The sequence below is a fragment of the Enterococcus sp. AZ141 genome (assembly GCF_051714385.1).
Classification (GTDB): Bacteria; Bacillota; Bacilli; order Lactobacillales; family Enterococcaceae; genus Enterococcus_D; species Enterococcus_D entomosocium.
Map to the genome: position 1 here is coordinate 550,839 of NZ_JBIORT010000001.1, position 14,948 is coordinate 565,786.

Sequence of the window (14,948 nt, forward strand, 5' to 3'; positions counted from 1 at the left end):
ATAGAAACCAAGGCTTGCCACCTTCAAGAACCTAGGATTGAAGTGCTGATCGCCAAAACGCTATTGCTATGAACACAGTAAGAACGCAAGGCATTGGATTTCTCAACTATGACTGCCTATTTTCCATGCAACTGTTCTCAACTGATCTTCACACCTTTTATTTGCCGCAAACGATCCTGCGCATGAACCGTTTCAAACGACAAAAAAGGCATTGGACAAGATTGTCCAATGCCTTTGGCATAGCAAAATAAGCGTCCAGCATCCCACGGTTTTTGCCCAAAAACCTGCCTGAATCTACTAGAAATCGACAAGGAAATCGGGTACAATAAACACGTTGATGCCTTTGGCGATCAACTATGGCAACTTGATTGGTCATCTGTCTAAAGGTTGTGACTGATCAGGGCCTCGTAAATCTGTTGGCGCAGAGATACGAGGTGCCTATTTTTTTGGTTTCTATTCGCTTACATTTTATAGAATGTTTTTGGGAAAAGCAAGCGAACATGGCAACAAAATTGTAAATAATGGTCAAAAAAATAAAAAACTATTGTGATTTGTTCGATTTAAACAGAAAATAGTAATTACTTTGCGTATTTATAAAAAAAGGAGGACCGAATCATCCATGATTCAGTCCTCCTTTTCGCGTTAGACAAATACAAACAAAATTCCAGAGCAGATCGTGCCTACCAATAGCCCACGAATACTGCCTTCCCCTTCATTGGGTAACTCAAATTTGATGATATTCACCAGCAAAGCGCCGGTGATCAAGGCTTCAATGATGACCACCAAATAGTAGGGCAATGAAACAAAGAGGGAGAACGCAGCTCCCGCGAAAATACTGAAGGAAAGCACAAAACGACCATATTTGTTATAAAGGGCACCATGATGGTGATAGAGCAGCCAATCGTTCATGAGAAAGTGCAAACCAAAAGCAATAAAGTAGGTCAAAATGTAGAAACGCTCTGATAGCGTATTGGCAATCACGATATAACCGATCATAATATTATAAATCACATGAAAAGCGATATCCGACCAAAAAAAGGCGTTTTTGGCACTGGTGATGTCTTTCTTTTCTAACACCATAAACGTGCGCTCATCGATTTTGTAGATCACGTAACTGAAGACTAAGCCAAACAAAACGATGCCATAGACCCCATGACTATAAAAAATCCCCGAATCCCAGCCAAATTCATCGATCAACACCGTTTGAAAATAAGCCAAATGGGGCAATAGATGAACGATCGCATAGGAGATTCCTACCCCAGCGGCAAAGGAGCTCATGTATTGCACGTTTAGTTTTCTGGATGAGATAACATTTGAAAATAGATGGATGAAGATAAACCCTAAAGTGATCATGCAATTCACAAAATTGTTTGTTAAATACGTCATTGTTTTCTCCTTCTTACATTCCGTTTACAGCATCGTTTAATCGCAATTTTCAATAACAAAGTCTTTTTAATTAGTTATTTTTGGTTATTTTCATGAAATATTCTTGTTTACTATACAGTAAGTGGGCTTGGGGGGCAATAGGTTTTTTAGGTTTTTGGGGGAGAAATATTTTTGATAGAAAACGACCTTCATTGTTGCCGATTTTTTACCGATGATCTTGTCTTCATTTTCGGATAGGATAATCTTGTTTTTGCTCTAGCAGATACTAGGTCTAACTTCATTTTTTATCAAAAATTGCGCTTATTTGAAGTTAACTTCAAATTTCCGAAAAATTGTAACCAATTTGAAGTTATCTTCAACTTTCTCAATTATGACAGATTTTTGACGTTCGTAACCAATCGCAGATGAATTCAGAAAGCCGTTGCTGCTCCTATTCCATCAAAAAAAGAAGCAAGAACCTGCAGCGTCCTTGCTTCTTTTTGTTACAATTCATTATACTTCTTTTTCGAATCTTTACTTTCTTTCACCGGATACTTCATGTTGTTTTTTTCCAGCTTTTCTTTGATGATCTCATCAATATCAAGACCCAAATTGTCTGCCAGCATATAGGAATAAATCAGAACATCGGCAATTTCTTCTTTTAGATGTTCGAAATCTTGAGTGGCTTCTTCAGGTGTTTTCCATTGAAAAATCTCCAACAATTCGGCGGCTTCGATGGAGATAGAAATAGCTAGATCTTTTTCATTATGAAATTGTCGCCAATTGCGATCATCTCGGAATTTATTGATCCGTTCCATTGAAGAGGGTTGGTTTTGCATGGTAGGCCTGGCTCCTTTCGTTTTGTAGGGTTAAGAGTTTTTGGCGCAGATTGGGATTGATTGCATAGATGTAAAGCCCTTTGATTGCTCGTTTCATTAATACATTCAATGAATTAAGGATGATCGTTTCTTTGGCTTTCTTCGTCAATTCTTGGTTCATATCGTCACGTCCCGTAAACGCCCCTTTGTCCTCATATTTATCGATATCGATGACAAGCTGGTCGGTCTCTGGATCGTAATCAACGGAAGGGCCAATGACGACTCCTACATTGTTTAAATCAAACCCTTGGACGGTGTAGATTGAACCGACTTCACTGATTGTATCTGGTCGCTCCGCCCATGTTCGCTTCGTATCGGTCGTATTCCATGGCAGGTTGATCCCACCAGGATCTACAAGATATGAAGCTCCGTCTTTCTTATGAACATAATCGAATGTTGAGATGATCCGTGACAGACCTTCCTTTTTATCGAGAGAAAAGATTTTGTTCTTCAACGCATCATGGGTTTCCATAATCTGAAGCTCAAAAGATGCTGTCGATTCTGGAATCGGTGTTACACGTTTTTCTACGATATCATCGATCCATTGAATAATTTGTGGACTACTTTTCATTCTTAATTGATCTTTTAGCTTAAAGCGAGAAGCATTGTACCTTTTCTGAAACTGATCCAATTTGTCCTGATCCCAATAACTTTTGATTTTCAATACTTGCTTCGGATCAAAGATACAAATCGTGATTTTTGCTCGCTTGATAATCTCTTCTAGTTGGTTTTCATAGTGAAAACTGTTATAGCTGTCTTTCTTCGTTAAAAGCAAATGGGCCTCATCCACAATAACGATGTCTGGGTGCAACTTCTGATTATCTGTTTTATTAATAAAGGAAGTTGGCTTTAGCATATGATTCTTTTTTAAATTTGGCAAACTTTCTGCCATTGTATGATAGGTTTTTAACATTTCTGAATGGTTGACCAACAAATAGTTATCGGTGCCTTTTAATACAGGCTCTGACTTTGTATAGTCTTGAAGGGTGTTATAGAGAGATGCCAAAAGGACGCTCTTTCCCGTTCCAGCTTCTCCTTCGATCATCAAGACTTTTTGTGTCTCATCCTGCTGAATCGCTTGTTTACAGTACTCAATGATTTCAAGTTTTATATCTAACTGTTCTGGCGTCAGTTCTTTAAAAGGGGATAATTTATATACATCTTTGTTGCGAATCGTATCGATTGAGTGCTTCGCCAATTGACGCCTTTGCAATTCTTCCCATAACTCTTGGAAGACCACTTCATCATAATACTCTTTTTCATAATACTGATGCATCTGCACCTGTCTTGTTTGACTGACATTTTGTAACTGAAACTGCTCATCCCCAATGAAGTGATTGATCAAATTGGTTTCGATATTGTAGGTCGCTGATTGATTGAATTTTTCATGTCCAATCAGCAAGACTTCTTTAATTTCTCTGCGCTTAGAGTTATTCAAGTGCTGCTTCAATCGTTTGTTCACTTGAACCGTTTGACCAATGTACGCAACAGGCCTTTTCTTTTCATTTCGGTTGTAGAGTATGTAAACGACTGGGTACTGATCGATATAAGCCGTCGTTATGCTAGATAGCTCACCTTTCTTGAAATGATGATCTTCTATGATTAGTTGGTTGGTCATATTTTAGAGTCTCCGTTTAGTGTCTATTCCATTAAGTTTATTTATTTTAGTATATCATTGCATATTTTGCTCTTAAAGCATTAAAGACAAAATTGGTAATTTTTTGTTTTAGCAAAATAACCATTATCTAAAAAAATCGCTGTTGATTAATCTACTAATTTCGTCCAACGTGCATACTTTGCTAATGATTTAATAGACTAACTTATTATCCTGAAACTCTTTTCAAACGAATCCTCTCTAAGACGTTCTAAAATAAATAGCTGAAAATCCCATTTGACAATTCATTAAACATCCTCTGTTTAGGATATTTATAAATTGTTTAGTAAATTAAAAGAATTTATTTTTCAATATTAATATAAATAAATATTTTATAATTTTAATTTAACCAAATCATTCAATATGAGATAATCATTTACGAAAGGATGATTTGATGAACTATACAGTTACCAGCCTAAGACATCTGCGGATCGCTCAAATTTCTTTGTTAACATACTATATTTATTTAGCCTTCCATGACAATATTTTCAAAGCAATTCCATTACTGTTTATCAGTGGTATTTTAGATTCCGTATATCCGCCAGACTATGCAAACCAGTCATTTTGGTTTCCTTATAAAAACAAAACGATATTTTTAAAAAACAACAATTTATTTCTGGAAGGAGCATTAGAAATCTTAATCATAATTATTCTTGGTATTTTCCTATCTCTTGTTTTTTAAAGTAAAGGAACAACTTGTGATTGCTGGTTCCCTTCTACCCAACAACTGATTTATTTTTCTATTACTCACTACTTTTTTATCCATGTGTCTATTAAAATGGATTTACCAGATAAATAACGAATTCTTGACTGTTGAGATGACGCTAGTATCTAATCGAAAGGAAAGATGATTTTTTATGAAAAGAATTTGTTTTGTCTTAGTGTTGAGCAACGGATTATCTTACACACCATTAACTCCAGGTGTTCTTTATCAAAGAGACACAAGCCTCAAAGACTATTTTTCACCGTTTTACGATGTTTCAATCAATTATCTGAGAGATAAAGATACTGTTGATTACTTGGTACTTCCTGAGCCATTTGCTCCTTTTGATAATGAAAATAACCTCCCTATCATAAAAGTTCCTTCAAAATTTTTTCTGACTAAGGACTTTGAAAAAATTAAGGATTACATTGATGACTACTTTAAAGAAAACGATGCTAAGTAATACTAATCTTCGATCGTTTTAAGCTCTTACTGATTGATACCGTTACCAATCAGTTTTTTCGTCGGATTGTCAACTTATTTTGGGATGAGAAAACAGTCCGAATATTCTAAATTTATTCTTTTGCGATAAAATTATTCCAATATAAATAATAAGGTAATATTTATTTGGTGGCTCTCAATTATTCTTATACTTACTGAGGGCATCACTTGCTTGACCAAAAAATTCAATGATCGAATACGGGCTAACGGTTTTAATCTTACTTAAAGGGGTTTTAGTTTTGACAGACGAAAGATGGTTCCAAATAAGAAAAAGACGAAAAATAGAATTATATGTTTGTTTTTTAGTCGTTTTCCCAATGGTCTATGGGCTATGGTTCAACATAGTTTTTCTTGTACAATATACTGCACTACTTTTTTGTATCGCAGTTTTAACAGCAATTTATGAACTCGGAAAACTATTAATTGATAAAACTCTAAGAAAAAGGTAGTAATGTTCAATCTATATTTTGTAGGTTGGACATTACTACCTTTTTCTTGAAGGAATTTAATAACAATAAGCCTAAAGAAGATACAAAAAGGAGCACTCCTTAGAGTACTCCTTTTTTATTATTTAATGGAAAACAGTAAGATACTAGTCAAGTCAACAGAGCTCTGAAAGTAGTGGTATACACCTATTACCCCACAGACCCTTCCATCTCATAACTAATCAACCGGTTCAATTCGACTGCGTATTCCATCGGTAATTCTTTGGTGAATGGTTCGACGAATCCCATGACGATCATTTCGGTTGCTTCGCTTTCGGAGAGGCCGCGGCTCATTAGGTAGTACAGTTGTTCTTCTGAGATTTTGGAGACTTTGGCTTCGTGTTCTAGGGACACTTGGCTGTTGTGAATCTCATTGAATGGGATGGTATCGGATTTCGATAGGTCATCCATGATGATAGTGTCACACTCGATATGGGAGATAGAGCCTGCGCTCTTCTTGCCGAAGGTGACTTGTCCACGATAGTTTACTGCACCGCCGTCTTTAGAAATTGATTTTGAGACGATGGAGCTGGAGGTATTTGGTGCGTTATGGATCATTTTTGCACCAGTATCTTGGATTTGGTTGGCACCTGCAAAGGCAATGGAAAGCATCGTGCCTCGTGCGCCTTTGCCATCAAGATACACACTTGGGTATTTCATGGTTGTTTTGGCACCTAGGTTGCCATCGATCCATTCAACGGTAGCACCTTCTAAAGCTTTGGCACGTTTGGTTACTAGATTGTAGACGTTGTCTGACCAGTTTTGAATGGTGGTGTAGCGGCAGTAAGCGTCTTTTAGGGTGAAAATTTCAACGATGGCTGCGTGCAAACTATTGCTTGAATAGGTTGGGGCAGTACAGCCTTCAACGTAATGGACGCTGGCGCCTTCGTCAACGATGATCAATGTTCGTTCAAACTGACCGGTATTTTCGGCATTGATCCGGAAATAGGTTTGTAATGGCACATCGACACGAACGCCTTTTGGTACATAGATAAAGGTACCACCTGACCAAACGGCTGAGTTTAAAGCAGCAAGCTTGTTATCGGTTGGTGGGACTAATTTTGAAAAGTATTGTTTGAACAGCTCAGGGTATTCCTTCAAGGCTGAATCGGTATCGGTAAAGACGATGCCAAGTTTTTCAAACTCTTCTTTCATGTTGTGGTAAACGACTTCTGATTCGTATTGGGCAGAAGCGCCAGCCAGGTATGCCCGCTCGGCTTCTGGAATGCCAATGCGTTCAAAGGTCTCTTTGATTTTTTCTGGTACGTCATCCCAATCACGGGCAGGACGATCACTTGGTTTTTGGTAATATTTGATGGCATCAAAATCGATGTCAGACAGATCCGGGCCCCAGTTTTGCATTGGCATCTTGTTGAAGGCTTCAAGAGACTTCAAGCGGAACTCAAGCATCCATTCTGGCTCTTGCTTGACCCGTGAGATTTCACGGACGATGTCTTCGGTCAATCCTTCGCCGGTACTAAAAACAGGCTGCACGTCATCGTGGAAGCCAAATTTATATTCTTCTAATTCGGGTACACCCATGGTTCTCACTCCTTTTGTAGTGCGGTTTCTTCAGTGTCAGATTCATTGGCGTGGCTGTGACTGACAGATGCTTGTGTACTGTCGGCAGCAATGGCTTTTTCTAATGCTTTCCAAGCTAAAGTCGCACACTTGATGCGTGCAGGAAACTTCGCCACACCTCCAAGCATGGAAGCATCGCCTAAGCGATCGCTTTGGGGAATGTCGTTTCCTTGGACGAGCTCAGAAAACAAGCCTGATAGTTCGCCAGCTTCTGCTAGTGTCTTACCGATGATCGCATCCCCCATCATGGATGCACTGGCGGTACTGATGGAACAGCCTTCGCCAGTAAAGGCGATGTCTTTGATGGTGTCTCCTTCGACAGCGAGCTCCAAGTGGATCACGTCGCCACAGGTAGGGTTATTCAATTCGACTTTGTACGTTGAATCATCCAAGGTGCCCCGATGATGTGGGTGGCTGGAATGATCCAGAATGACTTGTCGATACAAATTATCTAATTTCGTTAGTGCCATGTTGGAAAAACTCCTTCGTCAGCTTGATGGCGTCAACCAGTCGATCGGCGTCCTCTCTTGTATTATACAGGTAAAAGCTGGCCCGTGCAGTCGCTGGGACTTGCAAATAGGTCAAGAGGGGTTGGGCACAATGATGACCTGCCCGTACCGCGATGCCTTCCATGTCTAAAGCGGTGGCAACATCATGAGGATGGATGCCTGCTAGATTAAAGGCGATCACTCCCGTGCGTTTTGCTGCTTCTTGGGGACCATAGATGGTCAAGCCTTCAATGGCTTGCAGTTTTGGCAAAACGTAGGCAGCTAAGTCTGCTTCATGGGCGTGGATGTTTTCTAAGCCGATTTCTGTTAAGTAATCGACCGCTGCACCTAAGCCGATCGCGCCGGCAATATTTGGTGTGCCCGCTTCAAATTTCCACGGCAGTTCTTTCCACGTGCTTTCTTGCAGATGGACAAAATCGATCATTTCACCGCCAAATTCGACGGGCTCCATTTGATCCAGCCATTGCCGTTTGCCGTATAAGACACCGATGCCAGTTGGTCCGCACATTTTATGGCCAGAAAAGGCATAGAAATCACAATCCAGTGCTTGGACATCAACTGCCATATGTGGAACAGCCTGAGCACCATCCACCACCATGACGGCTTGGTGCTGATGCGCCAATTTGGTTAGCTCTGCAATCGGATTGATCACGCCTAAAACATTGGAAACATGAGCGATCGAAACGATGGCGGTTTTGTCTGTGATCTGTTTCTTGGCATCTTCCATGTCCAAGGTGCCTTCTGGTGTCAACTGGATATATTTCAAGATAGCTTTTTTCCGAGCAGCTAATTGCTGCCAAGGGATGATATTGGAGTGATGTTCCATATAAGAAATCACGATTTCATCGCCTTCATTGACAAAACGGTCGCCGTAGCTGCGGGAGACCCAATTTAAACCAGTGGTCGTCCCTCGAGTAAACAGCACTTCCGCCGTTTCATTCGCATGGATAAAACGGCGAACTTTTTCTCGTGCGCCTTCATAGGAATGGGTCGCCCGTTCTGCGAGGGTATGGACCCCACGATGAACGTTGGCATTATCTTGATGGTAATAATCGGTGATCGCCTGCAGCACCGCCTCTGGCTTTTGCGTAGTGGCGGCATTGTCGAGGTAGATCAATGGTTCGTCATTTACGAGCTGATCCAAGATGGGAAACGCTTGTTTCACTTTTTGGGCATCGATCATGCGAGCAACTTCCCTTCGATAACGGCAACCAATTCTTGTTGCACTTCTTTGACTGGGATCGCGGTCAAGACGGATCCTAAGAAACCACGAATCACCAAACGTTCCGCTTCTGCTTTGCGCAACCCACGACTCATCAAGTAGTACATTTCTTCTGGATCGACCCGTCCCACACTGGCTGCGTGTCCGGCTGTTACTTCGTGCTCATCGATCAAAAGGATTGGGTTAGCATCGCCACGAGCCTGGTCAGAAAGCATTAAGACTCGGCTTTCTTGTTGCGCGTCCGCCCCTTTGGCTCCTTTTAAAATGTGTCCGATACCGTTAAAGGTTAAGACGCCGCGTTCTCTGATAACACCGTGTTGCAGGATATGACCAATAGAATGCGGTGCTTTGTTGGTTACGCGGGTATCGATCCCTTGTGTTTGGCGTCCAGCACTGATTGCGACCGCTTTGACTTCCGAATGCGCGCCTTCGCCTACAAGATCAGAATCAAAGTCTGCCACGACGTCGCCGTCATTCATGACTCCGATCGCCCAATCTACCATCGCATCTCGTAATACGTAGCCGCGACGATTCATATACGTAGTAATGTTGACACCTAACTGATCAATCGCAGAGAATTTGACCTTCGCGCCTGCTTTGGCAATTACTTCCACTACGATATTGCCTGACAGTTTTTTCGCTTGGTCGCCTTTGGTTTGGAAACGTTCCAAATAGCTGAACTCACTGTGCTCATCAGCAACGATCAAAATGTGTTTGAAGAAATGCGCTTGGCTATTGCCATTGTGGTAGAAAATCGCTTCAAGGGGTTCTTCGATCACCACGTTTTTTGGTACATACAAGAACATGCCGCTATTCATAAACGCCGCATGTGCTGCGGTCATTTTGTCTTCGTCCATTGGCACTGCTTTGGTCATATAGTATTGATTAACCAACTCTGGTACTTCTTTCATTGCTGTAAACAAGTCGGTAAAGATCACGCCTTTGTCGATCAACTCTTGCGGTAATTGCTCAAAGATCGTAGTGTCATCGAACTGAACGAGGGTCGGATGGTTATCCATCGCGTCAAAGGCGGGAACTGCGCCTGCCACTTCTTCTTCTGACAAAGCGTACTCACCAGCAAGTGCTTGTTCGTCGATATTGAACAATGGCCAACGCTCGTAACGCACCCGCTCGATTTTTGGAAACGCAAGTTCATCCACTTTCGCAAGGGCTGCTTGGCGTAATTCCAACATCCATTCAGGCTCTTCTTTTAACGCTGAAAAAACGTTGACTTGTTCAAGATAATCCTGTAATTTTGCCATTTACCTTGCCTCCTTACGCTTCTTCTTCTTTGTAGTCGATCCCTAACTCTTTACTGATCCCAGCATAGCCTTCTGCTTCTAGGCGTTTGGCTAAGTCTGCCGAACCGGTCATCACGACACGGCCTTCCATCATGATATGAACCACGTCTGGTGTGATGTAGTTTAACAGACGTTGGTAATGGGTGATGATCAAAGCGCCAAAGCCTTCGCCGCGCATTTCATTGACGCCTTTTGCTACGACTTTCAAGGCATCAATATCTAGACCAGAGTCGATCTCATCCAAAATCGCAAAGGTTGGATCTAGCATCAACAATTGTAAGATTTCATTTCGTTTCTTTTCTCCACCAGAGAAGCCTTCATTCAAATAGCGTTCCGCCATTTCTTCTGGCATATTCAATAAATCCATTTTTTCATCTAATTTTTTCAAGAAATCCATGACAGAGATTTTGTCGTCTTCGTCACGTTTGGCATTGATCGCTGCCCGCATAAATTCCGCATTGGTGATGCCTGGAATTTCACTTGGGTATTGCATCGCCAAGAACAGACCTAAACGAGCCCGCTCATCCACTTCCATTTCCAAGACATTTTCGCCGTCGAACAAAATTTCCCCTTCTGTCACTTCATAATTCGGGTTACCCATGATGGCAGCGGACAAGGTTGATTTCCCTGTACCGTTTGGTCCCATGATGGCATGGATCTCTCCAGTTTTTAACACTAAGTCAACGCCTTTTAAGATCTTTTTATCTTCGATTTGGACGTGTAGATTTTTGATTTCTAAAACTGACATTTCTTTCCCTCCAGTATCTTTTCTTTCTCACTATTTTAGACTAATTGAGAATGAACTTCAAACGCTATTCCCGACTTTTTTAAAATATTTCTAATCTGTACATTGGAATTATTATAAAGTATTACATAGAGATAGTACATGGTTATTGTCTGTAATGCTAGAAATTTTTTTGATTTGTTGTAAAAAAGAAAAAGGAATACGACATTGGCTGCCGTATCCCCTACCTTCACTTCTGCTGTGCCCATTCTTCTCGCAAGATGCCATACTTGATGGAATCATAATAGGTGCCTTCCCAGAAACGGACTTTGCGGATCTGGGCTTCTTTGGTCATCCCTAGCTTTTCTCCTAGTTTCATCATGCGGTGATTGCCGGACCATGTGGTATAACCGACACGCTGGATATGAGGCTGTGCATCAAACAACTCATTGATCCACTGGCGAATTGCTTGGCTGCCAATGCCTTGATTCCAAAGGGAAGCATCATAGATGGCTATCCCGAATTCCAACCACTGCTGCAAGGTATTGTCTTCCCAATAAGCGGTCGCGATCCCCACGATTCTACCTTGATAGCTGATCGCTTTACGTAACGGGTTGTCGATACAGCTAGCGCCAAACCCCGTTCGAAATTCTTCCCACGTCAACTCGGGGTCTTGGAAATACGGTCCGTCCCATTTTTTCCATTCTAAATCCGCCTTTGGTCCATAGCTGATCGACCAAAGTTCAGCAAGCATTTCTTCGGTAATCGGTTGAAGTGTGACTGTTTCTGCCATCTTCAAACACCCCTTTCTCCTAAAGAAAGTCGTCTCCTTAAACGGTTCTTCACACATTGTGAAGTGCCGTTTTTTTTGTACAAGTGATCCATGTTTTGATCGACGATCAGTGCTTATTTCCCAAAAAGCTTTTGGAGAAACCCTTTTTTCTCAGGGACTTCCTTTGTTTCAGTCACCTGAAGCGGTCCAGTTTCCTTCACGACTTGCTGAAAGCCACGATTGTCTTGCAGCAACAGACCGTTTAGTTCCAGGATCCCAGACAGACTGCCAATCATCCGCCGCACTTCTCCCGCACTTTTGCCAAAAAAGCGCTGGTCGTCGTTTGCTTCGGCTTCTTCCAAAATAACCAACAGCTGCTGGATGCTTTGATTTTGTTCACCTAAGACGTACGACAACTGGTCAACCTCCACTGTTGTAGTGGCCGCTGACGGTACTAAATCCGTTACGAGCTTTAAGCTATCTAAATAATCCTTTAAGTCAAAAATGAACGTTTGTGCCGCTTCATTATTCATTAATTGGCTTTGACTCAATTTTCTTTGTAGCGCTTCCAATTCACTTGAACGTTTAGAAAGTTCGCTTACGATCGTTTCTGTATCCATATGCCACCTCCTAATGACATTGTCCCGTTTTCTCTTTCATCCGTCAAGAATTCGTCGGACTTTTTTCTGCGTTTTTACCGATAAGACCTGCCTATTGCTCCTGTTGGTACTTTGTCGGTGCACAGCCATAGCGCTTCGCAAAGAGCCGATTAAAATGGTTGATGTTTTGGAACCCAGATTGAAACGCCGCCTCTCGAATCGTCAGTGTTTCGTTGCTGCGTAAATAAAAAAACTTTTGAAACCGAGCTTGCAATAAATCTTCTTTGGGCGTGGTATGAAAAAATTGTTGATAGAGCTTATAGAATTGGCTTTTACCGATGGAAAGCTCTCGGCTAAACTGGTAAAAATCCCATTGCTGTTCGCAATTGACTAACATTTTCAACCGCATCGCTTGAAACAGTTGATAGTGTTCGTTTTGTGGTTGCGGGATGCTTTCTTCAAAATTGCGTTCAAGTAAGACCAATAGGTTTGTCATATACGCCGCGATCAATTCTTCCGTGTGCCGTTGTGGCAACAAGGATTCATGATTGATCTTTTGGATCAATTTGTTGATTTGTTGAATATTTTTCGGCTGGAACAGTTGGTTACAAGGGATCGCATAGGTTTCTTCGATCACTTGATCCGTTTGAAACTCAACAAAGCTATTAAAAAAATCTTCTTTGCCACGATAATCTTGATAGACGGTTGGAGGAAAAAGAATGCAGCTACCTTTTTCACTAGTTTCTTGATGACCATCTTCAAAAGTGAAAACCATTGGAGACAACGTCAACACGAAAAGATAATGCTTTAAGCCAGAGGGTCGATAAATATGATCGGAAACAGCATTGTGCATTTGAAATCCTGAATAGGTTACGTTCAACTTCTCACTCCTTCCTACTTGCCTTTAGTATAAAGAAAACGGACAAAACGTCAATAGAATAAGACAGAATGTAGTGTTTATTTTCATGGACTATCGCTACAATGAAAGAAAAGAAAGGGGTTGCAACATTGAAGAAAACTACGATGTATTTAGACAAACACTTTATTTTGGCACCAGTCGACGAACGGATCTACGGCTCTTTTGTGGAGCACTTAGGGCGCTGTGTGTACGAAGGGATCTATCAACCAGAAAGTCCTTTTGCCGATGATCAAGGCTTTCGTCAAGATGTCGCTGCCTTGATCAAGCAGTTGAATGTGCCGATCGTCCGTTACCCAGGAGGCAATTTCGTCTCTGGGTATAAATGGGAAGATAGCGTCGGCCCTAAAGAGCAACGGCCAGCAAAAATCGATTTGGCCTGGCGGGTAATCGAAAGCAATCAGTTCGGCTTAAACGAATTTATGGATTGGACCAAACAAGTCAATACGGCACCGATGATGGCGATCAATCTTGGGACACGAGGAATCGAAGCAGCGAAAAACTTGATCGAATACACCAATTTAAAAGGCGGCAGCTATTATAGTGACCTCCGTCGTGCCCATGGGGTGTCCGATCCTCATGACATCAAACTTTGGTGTCTAGGCAATGAAATGGACGGTCCTTGGCAAGAAGGACATAAGACAGCCGATGAATATGGCCGTCTCGCAGAAGAAGCTGGCAAAGCGATGCGTCTGGTGGACCCAATGATCGAAACCGTCGCTTGTGGTAGTTCTTCTCTCACGATGCCGACCTTTGGCATGTGGGAAGATACAGTATTAAGTCATTGTTACGATCAAGTCGACTACATTTCCATGCACCAATATTATGGCAACCGTAACGGCGATAGCCAAGATTATCTAGCAAGCAATGTCGCAATGGATCAGTTCATCAGTCAAGTCGCAGCAATCTGTGATGCAGTGAAAGCCAAACGCCGAAGCAAGAAGACGATCAATATTTCCTTCGACGAATGGAACGTCTGGTATCACTCAAATGAACAGGATCAAAAAATTGAACCTTGGAGTCAACACCCACCACAATTAGAAGACGTCTATCACTTTGAAGATGCGTTACTCGTCGCAAGCATGATGATCACGATGCTTCATCACGCAGATCGCGTTAAAATCGCCTGCATGGCACAGCTGGTCAACGTGATCGCACCGATCATGACTTCCGATACTGCCGCTTGGAAACAAACGATTTTTTATCCCTATGAAATGATCAGCAACTATGGTCGCGGTCACGTGTTGCATAGCATCCTTCGAGGGGCTGATTTCGATAGCAGCCACGGAAAAGCTTCTTATGTGGATGCCATTGCGATCGAAAACGAAGATGACTATTTGACCTTTTTCTTGGTAAATAAGGATTTGCAGGATGCCAATGAATTCACTTGCGACTTGCGTCAATATGATTCATTGCAAATCGCTACCCACCAAGTCTTGCACCACCCAGACTTGCATGCCGTCAATACCGAAGCAACCCCGAACAACGTTGTGCCCGTCAATGGAAAAACAGCGGAATTGAATGACGGCATTTTGCGTGTCGGCTTGGAAAAACAAAGCTTCCAGATGCTACGCTTGAAGAAAAACGTCAGCAAGTAACGAGCGTATCTGTTTGAGCAAGAAAGCAGCCGCCTTGGCGATATCCTGAAAAAACGAGACTTTTACGGAGTGGAGAAATCCACTCCTTTTTTTATGATCCCCCCTGTTCAATTGTTATTTTTCGCATTCTTAACTGATCT

At 41.7% G+C, this 14,948-nt stretch carries 14 protein-coding genes; 3 read left to right on the forward strand and 11 right to left on the reverse strand.

The window, feature by feature from the left end:
* Positions 1–642 precede the first annotated feature (642 nt).
* The 3 genes from IGI89_RS02545 to IGI89_RS02555 all read right to left on the reverse strand — a co-directional run bounded on the left by IGI89_RS02545 (position 643) and on the right by IGI89_RS02555 (position 3,861).
* Positions 643–1,386: a hypothetical protein gene (locus IGI89_RS02545; RefSeq protein ID WP_008377866.1), complete on the reverse strand. Its 744-nt coding sequence runs from the start codon at positions 1,384–1,386 to the stop codon at positions 643–645.
* Between the two features lie 482 nt (positions 1,387–1,868).
* Positions 1,869–2,204: a nucleotide pyrophosphohydrolase gene (locus IGI89_RS02550; protein ID WP_061053736.1), complete on the reverse strand. Its 336-nt coding sequence runs from the start codon at positions 2,202–2,204 to the stop codon at positions 1,869–1,871.
* Positions 2,167–3,861, reverse strand: a complete 1,695-nt coding sequence (locus tag IGI89_RS02555) for a DUF2075 domain-containing protein (RefSeq protein ID WP_087664882.1) — start codon at positions 3,859–3,861, stop codon at positions 2,167–2,169. Before IGI89_RS02555 ends, IGI89_RS02550 begins: the two co-directional genes overlap by 38 nt.
* Before the next feature lie 430 nt (positions 3,862–4,291).
* Here IGI89_RS02555 and IGI89_RS02560 point away from each other — a divergent pair, with 430 nt between their 5' ends.
* Together IGI89_RS02560 and IGI89_RS02565 are read left to right on the forward strand one after the other, a co-directional pair.
* A complete protein-coding gene (locus IGI89_RS02560) occupies positions 4,292–4,579 on the forward strand; it encodes a hypothetical protein (protein WP_244732977.1) in 288 nt (95 codons plus the stop codon).
* Positions 4,580–4,754: 175 nt separating this feature from the next.
* Positions 4,755–5,063 carry a hypothetical protein gene (locus tag IGI89_RS02565; protein WP_008377858.1) on the forward strand — a complete coding sequence of 103 codons (309 nt, stop codon included), beginning with the start codon at positions 4,755–4,757 and terminating at the stop codon, positions 5,061–5,063.
* Between the two features lie 673 nt (positions 5,064–5,736).
* On the opposite strand, the gene sufB is transcribed toward IGI89_RS02565, so the two are convergent.
* The 8 genes from sufB to IGI89_RS02605 form a co-directional block, all read right to left on the reverse strand.
* Positions 5,737–7,128 (reverse strand): Fe-S cluster assembly protein SufB, encoded by a 1,392-nt coding sequence (gene sufB / locus IGI89_RS02570; protein WP_005232103.1) that lies wholly within the window; start codon positions 7,126–7,128, stop codon positions 5,737–5,739.
* Positions 7,129–7,133: 5 nt separating this feature from the next.
* Positions 7,134–7,637 (reverse strand): Fe-S cluster assembly sulfur transfer protein SufU, encoded by a 504-nt coding sequence (gene sufU, locus IGI89_RS02575; RefSeq protein WP_438735304.1) that lies wholly within the window; start codon positions 7,635–7,637, stop codon positions 7,134–7,136.
* Positions 7,615–8,859, reverse strand: a complete 1,245-nt coding sequence (locus tag IGI89_RS02580; protein ID WP_016611351.1) for a cysteine desulfurase — start codon at positions 8,857–8,859, stop codon at positions 7,615–7,617. The genes sufU and IGI89_RS02580 overlap by 23 nt, the downstream gene beginning before the upstream one ends.
* Complete coding sequence (gene sufD, locus IGI89_RS02585; protein WP_086299074.1) at positions 8,856–10,160, reverse strand: Fe-S cluster assembly protein SufD; 1,305 nt, start codon at positions 10,158–10,160, stop codon at positions 8,856–8,858. Before sufD ends, IGI89_RS02580 begins: the two co-directional genes overlap by 4 nt.
* Positions 10,161–10,173: 13 nt before the next feature.
* Positions 10,174–10,947: a Fe-S cluster assembly ATPase SufC gene (gene sufC, locus IGI89_RS02590; RefSeq protein WP_005232112.1), complete on the reverse strand. Its 774-nt coding sequence runs from the start codon at positions 10,945–10,947 to the stop codon at positions 10,174–10,176.
* Between the two features lie 226 nt (positions 10,948–11,173).
* A complete protein-coding gene (locus tag IGI89_RS02595; RefSeq protein WP_016619702.1) occupies positions 11,174–11,716 on the reverse strand; it encodes a GNAT family N-acetyltransferase in 543 nt (180 codons plus the stop codon).
* 113 nt (positions 11,717–11,829) lie between these two features.
* On the reverse strand, positions 11,830–12,315 hold the full coding sequence (locus IGI89_RS02600) for a hypothetical protein (RefSeq protein WP_194187902.1): 486 nt from the start codon (positions 12,313–12,315) through the stop codon (positions 11,830–11,832).
* A gap of 91 nt (positions 12,316–12,406) precedes the next feature.
* The gene (locus IGI89_RS02605; protein WP_015508907.1) at positions 12,407–13,174 is read right to left on the reverse strand and encodes an AraC family transcriptional regulator; all 768 of its coding nucleotides are present in this window, start codon (positions 13,172–13,174) and stop codon (positions 12,407–12,409) included.
* Between the two features lie 101 nt (positions 13,175–13,275).
* Between IGI89_RS02605 and arfA the strand changes: the two genes are divergently transcribed.
* Positions 13,276–14,808: an arabinosylfuranosidase ArfA gene (arfA, locus tag IGI89_RS02610; RefSeq protein ID WP_438735306.1), complete on the forward strand. Its 1,533-nt coding sequence runs from the start codon at positions 13,276–13,278 to the stop codon at positions 14,806–14,808.
* Positions 14,809–14,948: the final 140 nt, after the last annotated feature.